The sequence below is a fragment of the Winogradskyella sp. PC D3.3 genome (assembly GCF_054366245.1).
Genome location: NZ_CM135962.1, coordinates 2,442,501 through 2,457,303, shown reverse-complemented (window position 1 = coordinate 2,457,303; position 14,803 = coordinate 2,442,501). Strand labels below are relative to the sequence as shown.

Genomic DNA, 14,803 nt, shown 5'->3' with positions numbered 1-14,803 from the left:
TTTAGTATTCAAATTACCCTTCAAAGATGATTTCCTTGAAGGGTTTTTATTTTCGACAAAAGGTGTTACGAAAACGTTTGAAATATATTACTTTTGCGCAAAATCTAAATCACTTAAACCAAGAAAACATGGGATTTAACGATACTTACGAAAAAGAGTTAGCGTTTCAAGCCGATCGTCGCAGAGCAACTGTTGAATTTATTAAAATTGTCAGTGACTTATGGTACGACAAATCTATTGAACTGGTATTATTCAGAAATCAGTTAATAGATAGAAATGTGAGCGAAATTCTAAACTTGCACGAGTATGCAGGAGAATTTGTTCAGAAACCTATTTCTATTTTCGATTCTGTTGAAATTGCGCAAGCTATTAGCACACTAAACTTACCGCCTGCCAAATTAGATATTGGTAAATTAACTTACGAATTTCATTTAGAAGATCAAAAATATGGCAATGCTACAGCTTTTGTTGCTTCGAAATTAGGCAATGCTAAAGATAATAAAAGCATAGAACCAAAAGACGTGGTACTTTATGGCTTTGGTAGAATTGGCCGTTTGGTAGCGCGTGAATTAATGACGCGAACAGGAAAAGGGACTCAACTAAGATTAAGAGCCATTGTTACACGAGGAGATATTAATGAAACCGTTTTAGAAAAGCGTGCTTCATTGTTACGAAACGATTCTGTACATGGTGATTTCTCTGGTATGGTAACGACAGATGTCAAAAATGCAGCTTTAATAATTAATGGTACCACCGTAAAAATTATTTCTGCAAATGCACCAGAAGATATCGATTATACAGCATACGGAATTAATAACGCATTAGTCATTGATAATACCGGAGCTTTTAGAGATCAAGCTGCCTTAAGCAGACATTTAAAAGCTAAAGGTGTTGATAAAGTTTTATTAACGGCACCAGGAAAAGGTATACCTAATATTGTACATGGAGTTAATCACACAGAGCACAACCCAGATAAAGTTAAAATATTCTCAGCAGCGTCATGTACAACCAATGCCATTACACCGGTTTTAAAAGCTATAGAAGATTCTTTTGGTATAAAAACGGGACATTTAGAAACGATACACGCTTATACAAATGATCAGAATTTAGTTGATAATTTTCATAGCAAATACAGACGTGGCCGTGCTGCTGGACTAAATATGGTGATTACAGAAACTGGAGCTGGCCAAGCTGTGAGTAAAGCCATTCCTGCTTTAGAAGGAAAGCTGACTTCTAATGCTATTAGAGTACCTGTTCCTAATGGCTCTTTAGCTATTCTTAACTTAGAATTAGAAAAAGAGACTTCTGTAGAAAGCATAAACACTATTATGAAAAAATATGCACTCGAAGGAGATTTGGTAGAACAAATTAAATATGAAATGAGTGACGAATTAGTCTCTAGTGATATTATTGGTAGCTCTGCTCCTGCTATTTATGATAGCAAAGCAACCATTGTTAGAACGGATGGGAAAAACGCCATACTATATATATGGTACGATAACGAATATGGCTATAGCCACCAGGTAATTCGTTTAGCTAAATATATTTCTAAAGTAAGACGTTATGCTTATTATTAGATCATTCTGAAAAGAAAAAAAATCTTGTCTTAAGGCAAGATTTTTTTTGATTATTAGCGTGATGATTTATAGTGAATTAATCACGTTATCACCTTAAAACCAAGAATAGACTATAGATTCAACATCTAAACTATATTTTATACCGTATATAAAATGCCCTTCATATTTGCAAGGCTATTTGTTTGATAATTTGTTTATGATATCCTTATAAAATTATTATCTTGGCAACCTATTAATCTAACTCAACCAAAATTACCTCTAAGATGAAATTCTTAACAAAAGTTACTGTAATTCTTTTAGTTACATTTAGTTTACAAACAATAACCGCACAAACCACTACCGACGACGAAGATAAATTATCTCTTAATAGTGGTACAATAGATAATCAATTTGAATTTGTAATTAGACGCTCTAATAGTTGGCAAGATTATAAAACGGTAAAAAAGACATGGCTTTATGCACTAAAAGCACATACTCTAGATTCTCTTAAAGCCGTTCATAAAGATTTAGTAGCGACACAAGCGATTGTTAAAAAGCAAGCTGATGAGATAGAAAACTTAAAAAGCAAGCTCTCTAACACCGAATCAACCTTGAATGCTACTAATGATGAAAAAGATAACATCTCATTATTTGGAATGCAAACCAATAAAGCAAGTTACAAAGTCTTAATGTGGAGTATTATCGGAGGCCTTTTAGCTTTATTATTATTCTTTATATACAAATTTAAAGGTAGTAATTCTGCAACTCGCGAAGCGAAACTAAAATTAGACGAAGTTGAAACTGAGTTTGAAGAACACAGACGTAATGCTTTAGAGCGTGAACAAAAAGTAAGACGTCAATTGCAAGACGAATTAAACAAGCAGAAGTCATAATTAGACTTTCAATTTCGACCTCTTAAACATATAAATCCGTAATTAAATTACGGATTTTTTTTATGTCCTAGTTTGAATCTTTTTTAAAATCGAAACCCCATTCCTTCAAACCATATAAACAAGTCGCATAAACATCTGCAAAAGACTATCTAAAAAATACATCAATTAAACATATCTTTGTAAACTTATAGATTGAAACTATGCGTATAGATATTATAACTGTATTACCCGAACTTTTAAAAAGTCCATTTGAAGCCTCTATTTTAAAACGTGCCATTGAAGCCGGTTTAGTAGAAGTCCACTTTCATAATTTAAGAGATTATGCTACAGGTGGCTATAAATCTGTAGACGACACACAGTTTGGAGGAGGCGCAGGAATGGTAATGTCCATAGCACCTATTGATAAGTGTATTTCTAAATTACAGCAAGAGCGAAATTACGACGAAATCATCTATATGACTCCTGATGGTGAACAACTTAACCAAAGCATAGCTAACCAAACCTCTTTAAAAGAAAATATCATTATTTTATGTGGACATTATAAAGGAGTGGATCAACGCGTCCGCGATAAATTTATCACTCGTGAAATATCTATTGGAGATTATGTATTGTCAGGTGGCGAATTAGGTGCAGCTGTATTATGCGACGCTGTAATCCGATTAATTCCTGGAGTTTTAGGTAATGAAACCTCTGCCCTAACCGATTCTTTTCAAGATAATTTATTAGCACCTCCTATTTATACTAAGCCTAGAGAATATGACGGCATGAAAGTTCCTGAAGTATTATTTAGCGGTAACTTTAAGGAAATAGAAAAATGGAGAGAAGACCAAGCTTATCAAAGAACTAAGGAGAGAAGACCAGATTTACTTGAAGACTAAGCACGTTACTTATGAATAGTTCTACAGAAATTCTGCTTTATATTGGTCAAATTATTAGTGCATTATCAACTTTTATAGTATTAATTGCTAGCATAATTCTCTTTATAAAAAAGCGTACCCTAGCGACTTGGTTAATATTAATTGGTAGTATACTAGTTATACTAACTTCTGTTGCTAGTTTGTTCATCCGTGTTTTTGCGAGTGCCGAAAGTGTAGACACCTTATTATTAACACAAGGGGTTTCAATTATAATTCAAAATGTATCTTATTTAATATTCTCAGTTGGTTTAATCATTTTAGTAGTATCGGAATTTTCAAAAAAATAATTACAAAATAAGCTCAAGACAACTTCTAACGGAAGACTAAAAAATAAAATAACAAAGCATTGCAAATAAACAAAAAAGTAGTACTTTTGCAAACCAATTTAGACCAACCTCTGGCGAGAATCGTGAATGTTGCTTTGAATTAACTATTATAAATAAAATAAAATGGATTTAGTAAAATTTGTACAAGACGAATTTGTAACCCGTAAAGACTTTCCAGAATTTAGCGCTGGTGATACCATCACAGTATACTACGAAATTAGAGAAGGCGAAAAAGTACGTACTCAGTTTTTTAGAGGTGTTGTATTACAACGTAAAGGAAGTGGATCTTCTGAAACGTTTACCATCCGTAAAATGTCAGGAACAATTGGCGTAGAACGTATCTTTCCGATTAACTTACCTGCTTTGCAAAAAATAGAAGTTAACAAACGTGGTAAAGTACGTAGAGCAAGAATTTTCTACTTTAGAGGTCTTACTGGTAAAAAAGCAAGAATCAAAGAAGTTAGAAGATAATTCCAACTTATATATTACAAATCAAAAGCCTTCTTATAGAGAAGGCTTTTTTTGTTGTTAACAATTGTTGATAAACTGAGTTTATAAGTTGTTGACATTTAAAATGTTAAATAATTAGAAATAATTAAATTATTTACTTAATTTAGTAAAACAATTAACAATAAATAAAGTTATTTTTTGAATTTTAGTCTAAATTAATGTTAAATTGTTATTAAAGATCCGTTCTTTAAGTAATGAGGTTGTTTTTTGAGATTGTATAAGAACTTGCAATAGTAAGTATTTGTAAAACAATCATGAAACTTTAATTTTCACCCCACTTAGTTGGTTAAATACTTAAAGTGAAAAGCTCAGAATAAGTTGTGAAAGCGAGAGCGAACGCAAAAAAAAGAGCAATGTTTTAAACTTAATATTTAGTTATCTGAAGATTATAGGAAAAACATCAAGAAAAACAAACCTAAGAGACAAAGTAATATCAAGTCAATACATTTTGAAAGATATGAAATGTTTCGATTTTGAAACAGGAAGCACTAGAACCGAAAAAGATGATGACAATTGTCATACAGCTGAGTTAGTGGAATCTAAATAGGTCTTGTTAGTACTGTTTTCATGAAAGCCATATCAGAGCAGTTGTAACTGTAGTGATATGGCTTTTTGTTTTAAATATCATCCGTTCGATTAGCCGTGTAATTATCCTTGTAATTTGTAATTCCTAAAACTTACGCTCAAATTCAATCTTAATGGGATTCTTTAAATTTCTATTTACTAATAATGATTTCTTTCGTATTCTTGTCATATGAATCTACCCTTAACAGAACAACAAGAATTTAAAGTTCAAGATTACACCATAAATGCGCTAACCAAAGCTGAATATGCCAACTGTACATTTAGCAATTGTAATTTTGAAAATTCAGACCTTTCACAAAATGTCTTTTCTGAGTGTGATTTTATAGATTGTAATTTTAGCAACACCAATGTAATGCATACTACATTTGACGGAGTCACCTTTAAAAACTGTAAAATTCTTGGGGTTTTATTTCAAAATTGTAATACGTTTTTACTGTCGTTTAAATTTATAAACAGCACCCTAAATTTGAGTAGTTTCTATCAATTAAAAATCAATCGCACCACCTTCTCCAATTGCATAATGCATCAAGTTGATTTCACTGAAACAGAAGCAAAATATTGCGTCTTTAATGATTGTGATTTACATCAGTCTACTTTTGACCGCACCAACCTTACACATTCCAATTTTACTTCAGCCTATAACCTTAATATTAATCCTAACTTAAATCAAATTAAACAAGCTTCTTTTTCAAAAGAAAACGTTTCAGGTTTATTAGAGAGCTTTAATATTAAGATAAAAGATTAAATAAATATTTTAAGTATTAATTTGTCAATTTCTTAAAATTTCACGCGGTTTAGTAGTAATCTTATACCTATAAAAATCAAACGTTTTCGTATATTTGCACAGCTCAATTTCGAGCACAATTTTATTCATTTTATTTACAAAAGATATGACAAAAACAGCAAAGATTGTTTATACAAAAACGGATGAAGCACCAGCTTTAGCAACGCGTTCATTTTTACCGATTGTTGAAGCATTTACGAAGTCTTCAGGTATTGTTATAGAAACAAAAGATATATCATTAGCGGCTAGAATTTTAGCGGCATTTCCAGACTTTTTATCAGACGACCAAAAAGTAACCGATGCCATAGCTGAATTAGCAGAATTGGTAAAAAAACCAGAAGCTAATATTATAAAGTTACCAAATATCAGTGCTTCCGTTCCACAACTTATGGCTGCAATTGAAGAATTACAATCTAAGGGCTTTAAGATTCCTAACTATCCTGATGAACCAAAAGATGATGCCGAAAAGGAAATTAAATCACGTTATGATAAAATTAAAGGTAGTGCAGTGAACCCTATATTAAGAGAAGGGAATTCAGACAGACGTGCCCCTAAAGCCGTTAAGAATTACGCAAAAAAGAACCCTCATAGCATGGGTGCATGGTCTTCTGATTCAAAAACACATGTGTCAACTATGGCTAAAGGAGATTTCGCTCACAACGAAAAATCCATAACACTTCCAGAAGCAACAACTATAAAAATTGTTCATACCGATGTAAAAGGAAATAAGACTTACTTAAAAGAAGGTCTAGATATCCTTAAAGACGAAATTATCGATGCAACGATAATGAGCAAAAAAGCATTACTAGAGTTTTTAGAAGAACAAGTAGAGGATGCTTTAGATAAAAGTGTCTTGTTTTCTTTACACATGAAAGCAACAATGATGAAAGTTTCCGATCCAATCATTTTTGGTCATGCGGTCCGTATATTCTTCAAAGATTTGTTTGATAAACATGGTAAAACATTCGATAAGATTGGTGTTGATGTAAACAATGGTTTTGGAAACTTATTAGAAAAATTAAGCGAACTTCCTGAAGAAAAACGCGATGAAATCAGAGCAGATATTCGTTATGAATTAACTCATGGTGCAGATGTTGCTATGGTAAATTCTGATAGAGGAATTACAAATCTTCATGTACCGAGTGATGTCATTATTGATGCGTCTATGCCTGCAATGATTAGAACTTCTGGCCAAATGTGGAATGCCGAAGGAAAATTACAAGATACAAAGGCCGTTATACCAGATAGTAGTTATGCTGGTGTTTATAGCGCAACTATCGATTTTTGTAAAAAGAATGGGGCTTTCGATCCTACAACCATGGGAACTGTACCTAATGTAGGACTAATGGCGCAAAAAGCTGAAGAATATGGTTCTCATGATAAAACTTTTGAAATTGCTTCTAAAGGTAAAGTTGACGTTATCGATGCCGCTGGAAATGTATTATTAAGTCATAAAGTTGAAGCTGGTGATATCTGGAGAATGTGTCAAGCTAAAGATGCACCAATTCAAGACTGGGTAAAACTCGCAGTCACTAGAGCAAGAGCATCTCAAACACCTGCAGTTTTTTGGTTAGACAAAAAAAGAGCACATGATGCTGAATTAATTAAAAAGGTAAACAAATACCTTTTAGATCACGATACTACAGGATTAGATATAAGAATTCTTTCATTAGTTGACGCCACTAACTTTACATTAAAACGTCTTAAAGAAGGAAAAGACACCATTTCTGTAACAGGAAATGTACTACGAGATTACTTAACAGATCTATTCCCTATTTTAGAAGTAGGTACAAGTGCTAAAATGTTATCTATTGTTCCATTAATGAATGGTGGAGGTTTATTTGAAACTGGAGCTGGAGGATCTGCTCCTAAACATGTTCAACAATTCCTTTCTGAAAATCATTTACGTTGGGATTCTTTAGGTGAATTTTTGGCATTAGCCGTTTCTCTAGAGCATTTTGGTATCACTAATAATAATGAAAAAGCTAGAATTTTAGGTGAAACTTTAGATGATGCTTCAGATAAATTATTAGAAAATAAAAAAGGACCATCTCGAAAAGTAAACGAACTCGATAATAGAGGAAGTCATTTCTACTTAGCATTATACTGGGCAGAAGCATTAGCTAACCAAGATAAAGACGCCGAGTTAAAAGCGCAATTTAAAACACTATACGATAGCCTTTCTTCTATGGAAGACACTATTGTAAAAGAGCTTATTGATTGTCAAGGCGAACCTGTAGATGTTGATGGTTATTATCTTCCTAATGAAGCATTAATTTCAGAAGCTATGCGTCCGAGTAAAGCTTTAAATTCAATATTAAATTCATAACAACATTGGATTAATCTTCTGTTAAAAAAGCTTCCCTCGGGAAGCTTTTTTTATTCTTTTCATTTATTTTTAGTGTGTTGTAACAAACTCTTAATTTAATCGTTTAGAATACAACGCACCAGCCATCAAACTATAGCTCTCATAAATTATGATATTAATTCTTAAAAGATTACTTCTTCTTTTTTTATGCTGTCCTTTAGGTCTTCATGCTCAAGATAATTTTACCTTAAGCGGAACTGTAACAGATAATCAAAGCAATGAAACCTTAATTGGTGTTAATATTATTATTCCAGATCAACAAACTGGAACTGTTACCAACGAATATGGCTTCTACTCCATTACACTTCCATCCGGAACGTATGACATACAAATTAGTTATTTAGGATTTAAAACGATTACTGAAACACTTGAACTCAATGCTAATCTAACCAAAAACTATCAACTAGAAGAAGCTGCTGAAAGTTTAGATGAAGTTGTAATTACCGAAAACTTAGAAAAATTAAATATAAAAAAGCCTCAAATGAGTGTTAACGCTTTATCTATAAAAACGATAAAAAATATGCCCGTAGTTTTAGGAGAAGTTGATGTGATTAAATCTATTACTTTACTCCCTGGTGTAACCAATGCTGGTGAAGGTTCTTCGGGATTTAATGTTAGAGGTGGTGCAGCAGATCAGAATCTCATCTTGTTAGATGAAGCAACGATATTTAATTCCTCTCACTTATTTGGTTTCTTCTCAGTCTTTAACCCGGACGCCATAAAAGATTTAAAATTATATAAAGGTGGAATTCCCGCAAAATACGGTGGTCGTGTATCCTCTGTTTTAGATATTTACCAAAAAGAAGGGAATAGTAAATCCTTTCATATGAATGGAGGTATTGGTCTAATCTCAAGTCGTTTATTGGCTGAAGGTCCTATAAAAAAAGATAAAGGATCATTTTTAATTGGAGGCCGTAGTAGTTATGCTCACCTTTTCTTACCGCTTTTTGATATCGATAATATTGCTTATTTCTATGATCTCAACACTAAACTGAGCTATAACATCAATACTAACAACAATATTTACTTATCAGGTTATTTTGGACGTGATGTTTTTAAAATTTCGGATAGCTTCGAGAATTCATTTGGGAATTCTGTAGTTAACTTTAGATGGAATCATCTGTATTCCGACAAAATTTTCTCCAACTTATCTCTTATATATTCAGACTATTATTATGGCTTACAACTTGGTTTTGTTGGCTTTGATTGGGTTTCTGGTATAAAAAACTTTAATCTTAAATATGATTTTAAACATTACATAAGCAACAATTTTAAACTAGATTACGGTTTAAACAGTATGTATTACAAATTTAATCCTGGAGATATAAGTCCTACAGATGAAAATTCGGGGATTAATCCTTTTAAACTCATAGACAAATATGCTTTTGAAAATGCAGTTTACATTGATGCAGAACACAAATTAAGTAATAAATTCACTGTTAGTTATGGAGCACGTTTAAGTATGTTTCATAGACTTGGTCAAGATGAATTAAATAGATATGAAAATAATAACCCTTTAACCTTTAATGAAGCCATTGGTATTTATGAAAAAGCAGATCCAATAGGTACAGATACATTTAGTAAAAGTGATGTTATAGAATCGTTTGCAAATCTTGAACCCCGTTTAGCTATGGCATATCAGTTAAACGACAATTCGTCTGTAAAAGCAAGTTACAATCGTATGAGTCAATATTTACATTTGTTATCTAATACGAGCTCACCTACTCCTTTAGATGTTTGGACACCAAGTGGTAAATATATCAAACCACAATTATTAGATCAAGTAGCTGTTGGGTATTTCAAAATGTTTAACAATGATATGTTCTCTTTAGAAGTTGAAAGTTTCTATAAAACCATAAAAAACAGAATAGATTACATAGATGGTGCCGATTTAATCGCTAATAATGCGATCGAACAAGTTATATTAAATGGCGAAGGTAGAGCCTACGGTTTAGAGATTCTCATTAGAAAAAATGAGGGCAAATTTACCGGATGGTTAGCATATACACTTTCAAAATCGGAACAAAGAACACCTGGAAGAACAGCAACGGAAACAGGGATTAATAATGGACAATGGTACAATACACCATATGATAAAACACACGATATATCACTTACAGGAAGTTATGAACTTAACAAAAAATGGTCGTTTAGTTCTAATATTATTTTTCAAACAGGCCAGCCCACAACATTTCCTAATGGACAGTATCAATATAATGACATTATAATTCCAAATTATGAAGCTCGAAATTCAAGTAGACTGCCATCATACCATCGCTTAGATTTAGCAGTGAATTATAATCCAAATCCAGAAAGCACTAAAAAATTCAAAGGAGAATGGGTCTTTGGAATCTATAATGTTTATAACCGAAAAAATGCAGCTAGCATTTCATTTAGCGAAAACAGGAACACAGGAACCAATGAAGCAACACGATTGTCTATTTTTGGTATTGTTCCTTCATTCTCTTATAATTTTAAATTTTAAATCATGAAAAGATTAGTTTATATAAGTTTGGTTTTAACCTTATTCTTAAATTGCGAAGACGTTATTGATGTTGATCTCAATACAGCAGAACCAAAATTAGTAATTGAAGCTTCTATTAATTATTTCAAAAATACTCCTGGAAATGCACAACGTGTAAAACTATCATTAACAACTCCTTTTTTTGAAGATACGATTCCTCCTGCCAATGGGGCTATAGTTAAAATTTTAGATACCAATGGCAACATATTTAATTTTGTTGAAATAGAAAACACAGGGATATATCGCACTAATTCCTTTATTCCTGTTATAGATGAAGAATATACCTTAATGATAAATTATGACGACGAAATTTACACAGCGACAGAATCTTTAATGCCAGTTGTGCCCATAGATTATATTGAACAAAATAATGAAGGTGGATTTTCTGGCGAAGACATAGAACTTAAGGCCTATTATACAGATCCTATGGGTATTGATAATTATTATTTTTTCGAGTTTATAAGTAATATTCCTGTTGTCCCGACTTTAAATGTTTATGACGATACCTTTACCGATGGAAATCAGATTTTTGGATTTTACACAGAAGAAGATTTAGAGTCTGGTGATATAGTCACCATAAGAAATTACGGTATATCAAGTCAATTTTACGATTTTATGTTTATTCTTCTACAGCAAGGAAGTGATACAGGAGGTGGACCTTTTGAAACTCAGCCCGCAACAATTCGTGGAAACTGTATTAATACAACAAATCCAGATAATTTTCCTTTTGGATATTTCAGATTATCAGAAGTCGATGAAATAATTTATACGGTGGAGTAAAATTTAATCTGGCATTCTCATTATTTTAGAGAACTTGTCAATTCAATACATCGTTTACAAAACTTCTAATTAATAACAAATTACAGTCTATAAATCTATTTAGCATAAGAATTAAATCAGAATTATAATTAATTTATTTCTGTTAAAAGGATACCCTAACGTCTATTAATGTAACACATCCGCCAAAATAATTTCTTACCTTTATACCATGACTTTTATTAAAACGACAGAACAAGACTCAAATTATAATAATCTCGAAAATATGACTATCAACGAGATTATAACGTCCATTAATAAGGAAGACAAAACAGTTCCTTTAGCAGTAGAAAAGGCTTTACCACAGATAGAATCTTTAATTTCTCAAGTCGTAAATAAAATGAATGCTGGAGGTCGGTTATTTTATATGGGAGCAGGAACAAGTGGACGATTAGGTATTCTTGATGCCTCAGAATGTCCGCCTACTTTTGGTGTATCTCATGATCTCGTTGTTGGTATCATTGCGGGTGGAGATAATGCCATTAGAAAAGCTGTAGAAAACGCAGAGGATTCTACCACTCAAGGTTGGAAAGATTTAGAAGCTTACAAAATTTCAACCAACGATGTCGTAATAGGCATTGCCGCCTCTGGTACAACTCCATATGTTATAAGTGCATTAGAAAAATGTAATGAACATCATATTATCACTGGTTGTATAACTTGTAATCATAATAGCCCATTAGCCTTAACGGCTAAATTCCCCATCGAAGTTATTGTTGGTCCCGAATTTTTAACAGGAAGCTCAAGAATGAAAGCAGGAACGGCTCAAAAACTTGTACTTAACATGATTACCACTACCTCTATGATTCAATTAGGAAAAGTAAAAGGTAATAAAATGGTAGATATGCAACTTAGTAATAATAAGTTAGTCAATAGAGCTATAAAAATGATTATGACAGAACTTAATGTCTCTGAAGCAGAAGCTTCAATTTTATTAAGTCAGCATAAGAACGTTAGAGAAAGTATTACTCATGGAAGAAGATCATAGTACAGACAAAGACATTTTAGCAAAAGGCCTTAAGCGATTACTCTTAAGTTTAGCCTTTATGTTTACAGGACCAACATTATTACATTTGGCGTTAGACAATAGTGAAAAGCCACTGTATATTCCGCTTTTAATTATCGCATTTATACTCTGTATCGGAGCTATAGTATTTTTATTTCTGGGGATTAATACAATTTTAGACAGTATATTTAAGAAGAAAAAGTAGCACATCTTCTTTTTTTGAAGGGATTTGTTAAAGCTATTCTCTAGATCCTTTATTCCTGGACGAACAAAGCCTCTTCTCTTTTAAGGTACAAAAATCAATAAGTAGATTTCTTTACTACTTCCTAGAAGCCTAATTTCAGTAAAAAACTTTAGCGTTTCACCTAGCCGATGCTATAATATGAAGAAGATAAGTCTCAGAAAAGAGGGATGCCAGTGCTTCTGAAGAAATTTATAACCCTATTGAACTTATTTACCATAAACATCCCATTTATAGATGGGATGTTCTATTTAAAGTATCAGTAAAACTTATAAAAAAGAGCATAAACGAAAAAACCCTTACTAGTTATCTAGTAAGGGTTTTATAAATACCGATTGATATCGGTAAAAAAAGGCGGCGACCTACTCTTCCACAGTAAAGCAGTACCATCGGCGCAAACGGGCTTAACTACTCTGTTCGGAATGGTAAGAGGTGAGCCCCGTCGCTATAACCACCTTAAATTTTGGTTGTTATAAATAATCAACACTAATATTGTTGACATATTGAAAAAATCACATGATATGTATCGTAACGTATACTTTAATAAAAAAACAGACTCGCTCGTTAGCCATTGCTGGCCTTCGAGCGAAGTCGAAGTGACAATAAGCCTATGGGTTATTAGTACTACTTGGCTATGACATTACTGCCTTTACACCTATAGCCTATCAACGTGGTCATCTTCCACGACCCTTAAAAGAAATCTCATCTTGTGGTGGGTTTCGCGCTTATATGCTTTCAGCGCTTATCCCTTCCGAACGTAGCTACCCTGCAATGCTCCTGGCGGAACAACAGGTACACCAGAGGTTCGTCCAACTCGGTCCTCTCGTACTAGAGTCAGATCCACTCAAATTTCTAACGCCCACAGTAGATAGAGACCGAACTGTCTCACGACGTTCTGAACCCAGCTCGCGTGCCACTTTAATGGGCGAACAGCCCAACCCTTGGGACCTTCTCCAGCCCCAGGATGTGACGAGCCGACATCGAGGTGCCAAACCCCCCCGTCGATATGAGCTCTTGGGGGAGATCAGCCTGTTATCCCCGGAGTACCTTTTATCCTTTGAGCGATGGCCCTTCCATACGGAACCACCGGATCACTATGCTCTACTTTCGTACCTGATCGACCTGTATGTCTCTCAGTCAAGCTCCCTTATGCCATTGCACTCTACGCACGGTTACCAAGCGTGCTGAGGGAACCTTTAGAAGCCTCCGTTACTCTTTTGGAGGCGACCACCCCAGTCAAACTACCCACCAAGCACTGTCCCTGGTTAGAGGTTAGACTCTAGATAAGCAAAGGGTGGTATTTCAACAATGACTCCACAACGCCTAGCGACGCCACTTCAAAGTCTCCCACCTATCCTACACATTACTTATCCAAAGCCAATACTAAGCTATAGTAAAGGTTCACGGGGTCTTTTCGTCCCACTGCGGGTAATCGGCATCTTCACCGATACTACAATTTCACCGAGCTCATGGCTGAGACAGTGTCCAGATCGTTACACCATTCGTGCAGGTCGGAACTTACCCGACAAGGAATTTCGCTACCTTAGGACCGTTATAGTTACGGCCGCCGTTTACTGGGGCTTCATTTGAGATCTTCGAAGTAAACTTCTAAACCCTCCACTTAACCTTCCAGCACCGGGCAGGTGTCAGGCCCTATACATCATCTTTCGATTTAGCAGAGCCCTGTGTTTTTGATAAACAGTCGCCTGGACTCTTTCACTGCGGCCCCCCCAGAGGGGGGCGACGCTTCTCCCGAAGTTACGCGTCCATTTTGCCTAGTTCCTTAGCCATGAATCTCTCGAGCACCTTAGAATTCTCATCCCAACTACCTGTGTCGGTTTAGGGTACGGGCTGCTTCACTCGCTTTTCTTGGAAGTCGATTTGCTAGATTATCACCTTGACCGTAGTCTCAGTGTACTATCGCGGTGTTACCACTCGCTTCAACGTACTATTCCGTCAGTACGCACTAACTTTTCGCCTCCGTCACTTTTAACGTGAGCAGGTACAGGAATATTAACCTGTTGTCCATCCACTACCCCTTTCGGGTTCGCGTTAGGTCCCGACTAACCCTCAGCTGATTAGCATAGCTGAGGAAACCTTAGTCTTTCGGTGTGCGGGTTTCTCGCCCGCATTATCGTTACTTATGCCTACATTTTCTTTTGTAGCTTCTCCAGCATGCCTCACAGCACACCTTCGACGACACTACAATGCTCCCCTACCACTTTTACAAGTCCATAGCTTCGGTAATATGTTTATGCCCGATTATTATCCATGCCG

The 14,803-nt window shown here is 34.4% G+C and carries 11 protein-coding genes and 2 rRNA genes (1 of these 13 running past the window's edge); 11 read left to right on the top strand and 2 right to left on the bottom strand.

Going from position 1 to position 14,803, the window contains the following annotated elements; all coding sequences use genetic code 11:
* Nucleotides 1–128 precede the first annotated feature (128 nt).
* The 11 genes from ACXGSQ_RS10785 to ACXGSQ_RS10735 all read left to right on the top strand — a co-directional run bounded on the left by ACXGSQ_RS10785 (nt 129) and on the right by ACXGSQ_RS10735 (nt 12,490).
* Nucleotides 129–1,577 (top strand): glyceraldehyde-3-phosphate dehydrogenase, encoded by a 1,449-nt coding sequence (locus ACXGSQ_RS10785; protein ID WP_458626190.1) that lies wholly within the window; start codon nt 129–131, stop codon nt 1,575–1,577.
* A gap of 263 nt (nt 1,578–1,840) precedes the next feature.
* The gene (locus ACXGSQ_RS10780) at nt 1,841–2,449 is read left to right on the top strand and encodes a tRNA (guanine-N1)-methyltransferase (RefSeq protein WP_458626189.1); all 609 of its coding nucleotides are present in this window, start codon (nt 1,841–1,843) and stop codon (nt 2,447–2,449) included.
* Between the two features lie 200 nt (nt 2,450–2,649).
* On the top strand, nt 2,650–3,327 hold the full coding sequence (gene trmD, locus ACXGSQ_RS10775) for a tRNA (guanosine(37)-N1)-methyltransferase TrmD (protein ID WP_458626188.1): 678 nt from the start codon (nt 2,650–2,652) through the stop codon (nt 3,325–3,327).
* An 11-nt stretch (nt 3,328–3,338) separates the two neighbouring features.
* Nucleotides 3,339–3,653, top strand: a complete 315-nt coding sequence (locus ACXGSQ_RS10770; protein ID WP_458626187.1) for a hypothetical protein — start codon at nt 3,339–3,341, stop codon at nt 3,651–3,653.
* 162 nt (nt 3,654–3,815) lie between these two features.
* Nucleotides 3,816–4,163 carry a 50S ribosomal protein L19 gene (gene rplS / locus ACXGSQ_RS10765; RefSeq protein WP_458626186.1) on the top strand — a complete coding sequence of 116 codons (348 nt, stop codon included), beginning with the start codon at nt 3,816–3,818 and terminating at the stop codon, nt 4,161–4,163.
* 793 nt (nt 4,164–4,956) lie between these two features.
* Nucleotides 4,957–5,532 carry a pentapeptide repeat-containing protein gene (locus ACXGSQ_RS10760; RefSeq protein WP_458626185.1) on the top strand — a complete coding sequence of 192 codons (576 nt, stop codon included), beginning with the start codon at nt 4,957–4,959 and terminating at the stop codon, nt 5,530–5,532.
* Nucleotides 5,533–5,677: 145 nt separating this feature from the next.
* Nucleotides 5,678–7,900 carry an NADP-dependent isocitrate dehydrogenase gene (locus ACXGSQ_RS10755; protein ID WP_458626184.1) on the top strand — a complete coding sequence of 741 codons (2,223 nt, stop codon included), beginning with the start codon at nt 5,678–5,680 and terminating at the stop codon, nt 7,898–7,900.
* 148 nt (nt 7,901–8,048) lie between these two features.
* The gene (locus tag ACXGSQ_RS10750) at nt 8,049–10,424 is read left to right on the top strand and encodes a TonB-dependent receptor (protein WP_458626183.1); all 2,376 of its coding nucleotides are present in this window, start codon (nt 8,049–8,051) and stop codon (nt 10,422–10,424) included.
* Between the two features lie 3 nt (nt 10,425–10,427).
* On the top strand, nt 10,428–11,243 hold the full coding sequence (locus ACXGSQ_RS10745; RefSeq protein ID WP_458626182.1) for a DUF4249 domain-containing protein: 816 nt from the start codon (nt 10,428–10,430) through the stop codon (nt 11,241–11,243).
* A gap of 208 nt (nt 11,244–11,451) precedes the next feature.
* Entirely contained in the window at nt 11,452–12,267 is an 816-nt protein-coding gene (murQ, locus tag ACXGSQ_RS10740; RefSeq protein WP_458626181.1) for an N-acetylmuramic acid 6-phosphate etherase, read from the top strand.
* The gene (locus tag ACXGSQ_RS10735) at nt 12,251–12,490 is read left to right on the top strand and encodes a DUF6095 family protein (protein ID WP_458626180.1); all 240 of its coding nucleotides are present in this window, start codon (nt 12,251–12,253) and stop codon (nt 12,488–12,490) included. Before murQ ends, ACXGSQ_RS10735 begins: the two co-directional genes overlap by 17 nt.
* A 385-nt stretch (nt 12,491–12,875) precedes the next feature.
* Here ACXGSQ_RS10735 and rrf read toward each other — a convergent pair.
* Together rrf and ACXGSQ_RS10725 are read right to left on the bottom strand one after the other, a co-directional pair.
* Nucleotides 12,876–12,985 (bottom strand): 5S ribosomal RNA (gene rrf / locus ACXGSQ_RS10730).
* 139 nt (nt 12,986–13,124) lie between these two features.
* Nucleotides 13,125–14,803, bottom strand: a 23S ribosomal RNA gene (locus ACXGSQ_RS10725) (it continues 1,146 nt past the right edge of the window).

Bases quoted from the DNA above. Each gene is read 5' to 3' on its own strand.
- ACXGSQ_RS10785 (WP_458626190.1), top strand. From the start codon at position 129: ATGGGATTTAACGATACTTACGAAAAAGAGTTAGCGTTTCAAGCCGAT.
- ACXGSQ_RS10780 (WP_458626189.1), top strand. From the start codon at position 1,841: ATGAAATTCTTAACAAAAGTTACTGTAATTCTTTTAGTTACATTTAGT.
- trmD (WP_458626188.1), top strand. From the start codon at position 2,650: ATGCGTATAGATATTATAACTGTATTACCCGAACTTTTAAAAAGTCCA.
- ACXGSQ_RS10770 (WP_458626187.1), top strand. From the start codon at position 3,339: ATGAATAGTTCTACAGAAATTCTGCTTTATATTGGTCAAATTATTAGT.
- rplS (WP_458626186.1), top strand. From the start codon at position 3,816: ATGGATTTAGTAAAATTTGTACAAGACGAATTTGTAACCCGTAAAGAC.
- ACXGSQ_RS10760 (WP_458626185.1), top strand. From the start codon at position 4,957: ATGAATCTACCCTTAACAGAACAACAAGAATTTAAAGTTCAAGATTAC.
- ACXGSQ_RS10755 (WP_458626184.1), top strand. From the start codon at position 5,678: ATGACAAAAACAGCAAAGATTGTTTATACAAAAACGGATGAAGCACCA.
- ACXGSQ_RS10750 (WP_458626183.1), top strand. From the start codon at position 8,049: ATGATATTAATTCTTAAAAGATTACTTCTTCTTTTTTTATGCTGTCCT.
- ACXGSQ_RS10745 (WP_458626182.1), top strand. From the start codon at position 10,428: ATGAAAAGATTAGTTTATATAAGTTTGGTTTTAACCTTATTCTTAAAT.
- murQ (WP_458626181.1), top strand. From the start codon at position 11,452: ATGACTTTTATTAAAACGACAGAACAAGACTCAAATTATAATAATCTC.
- ACXGSQ_RS10735 (WP_458626180.1), top strand. From the start codon at position 12,251: ATGGAAGAAGATCATAGTACAGACAAAGACATTTTAGCAAAAGGCCTT.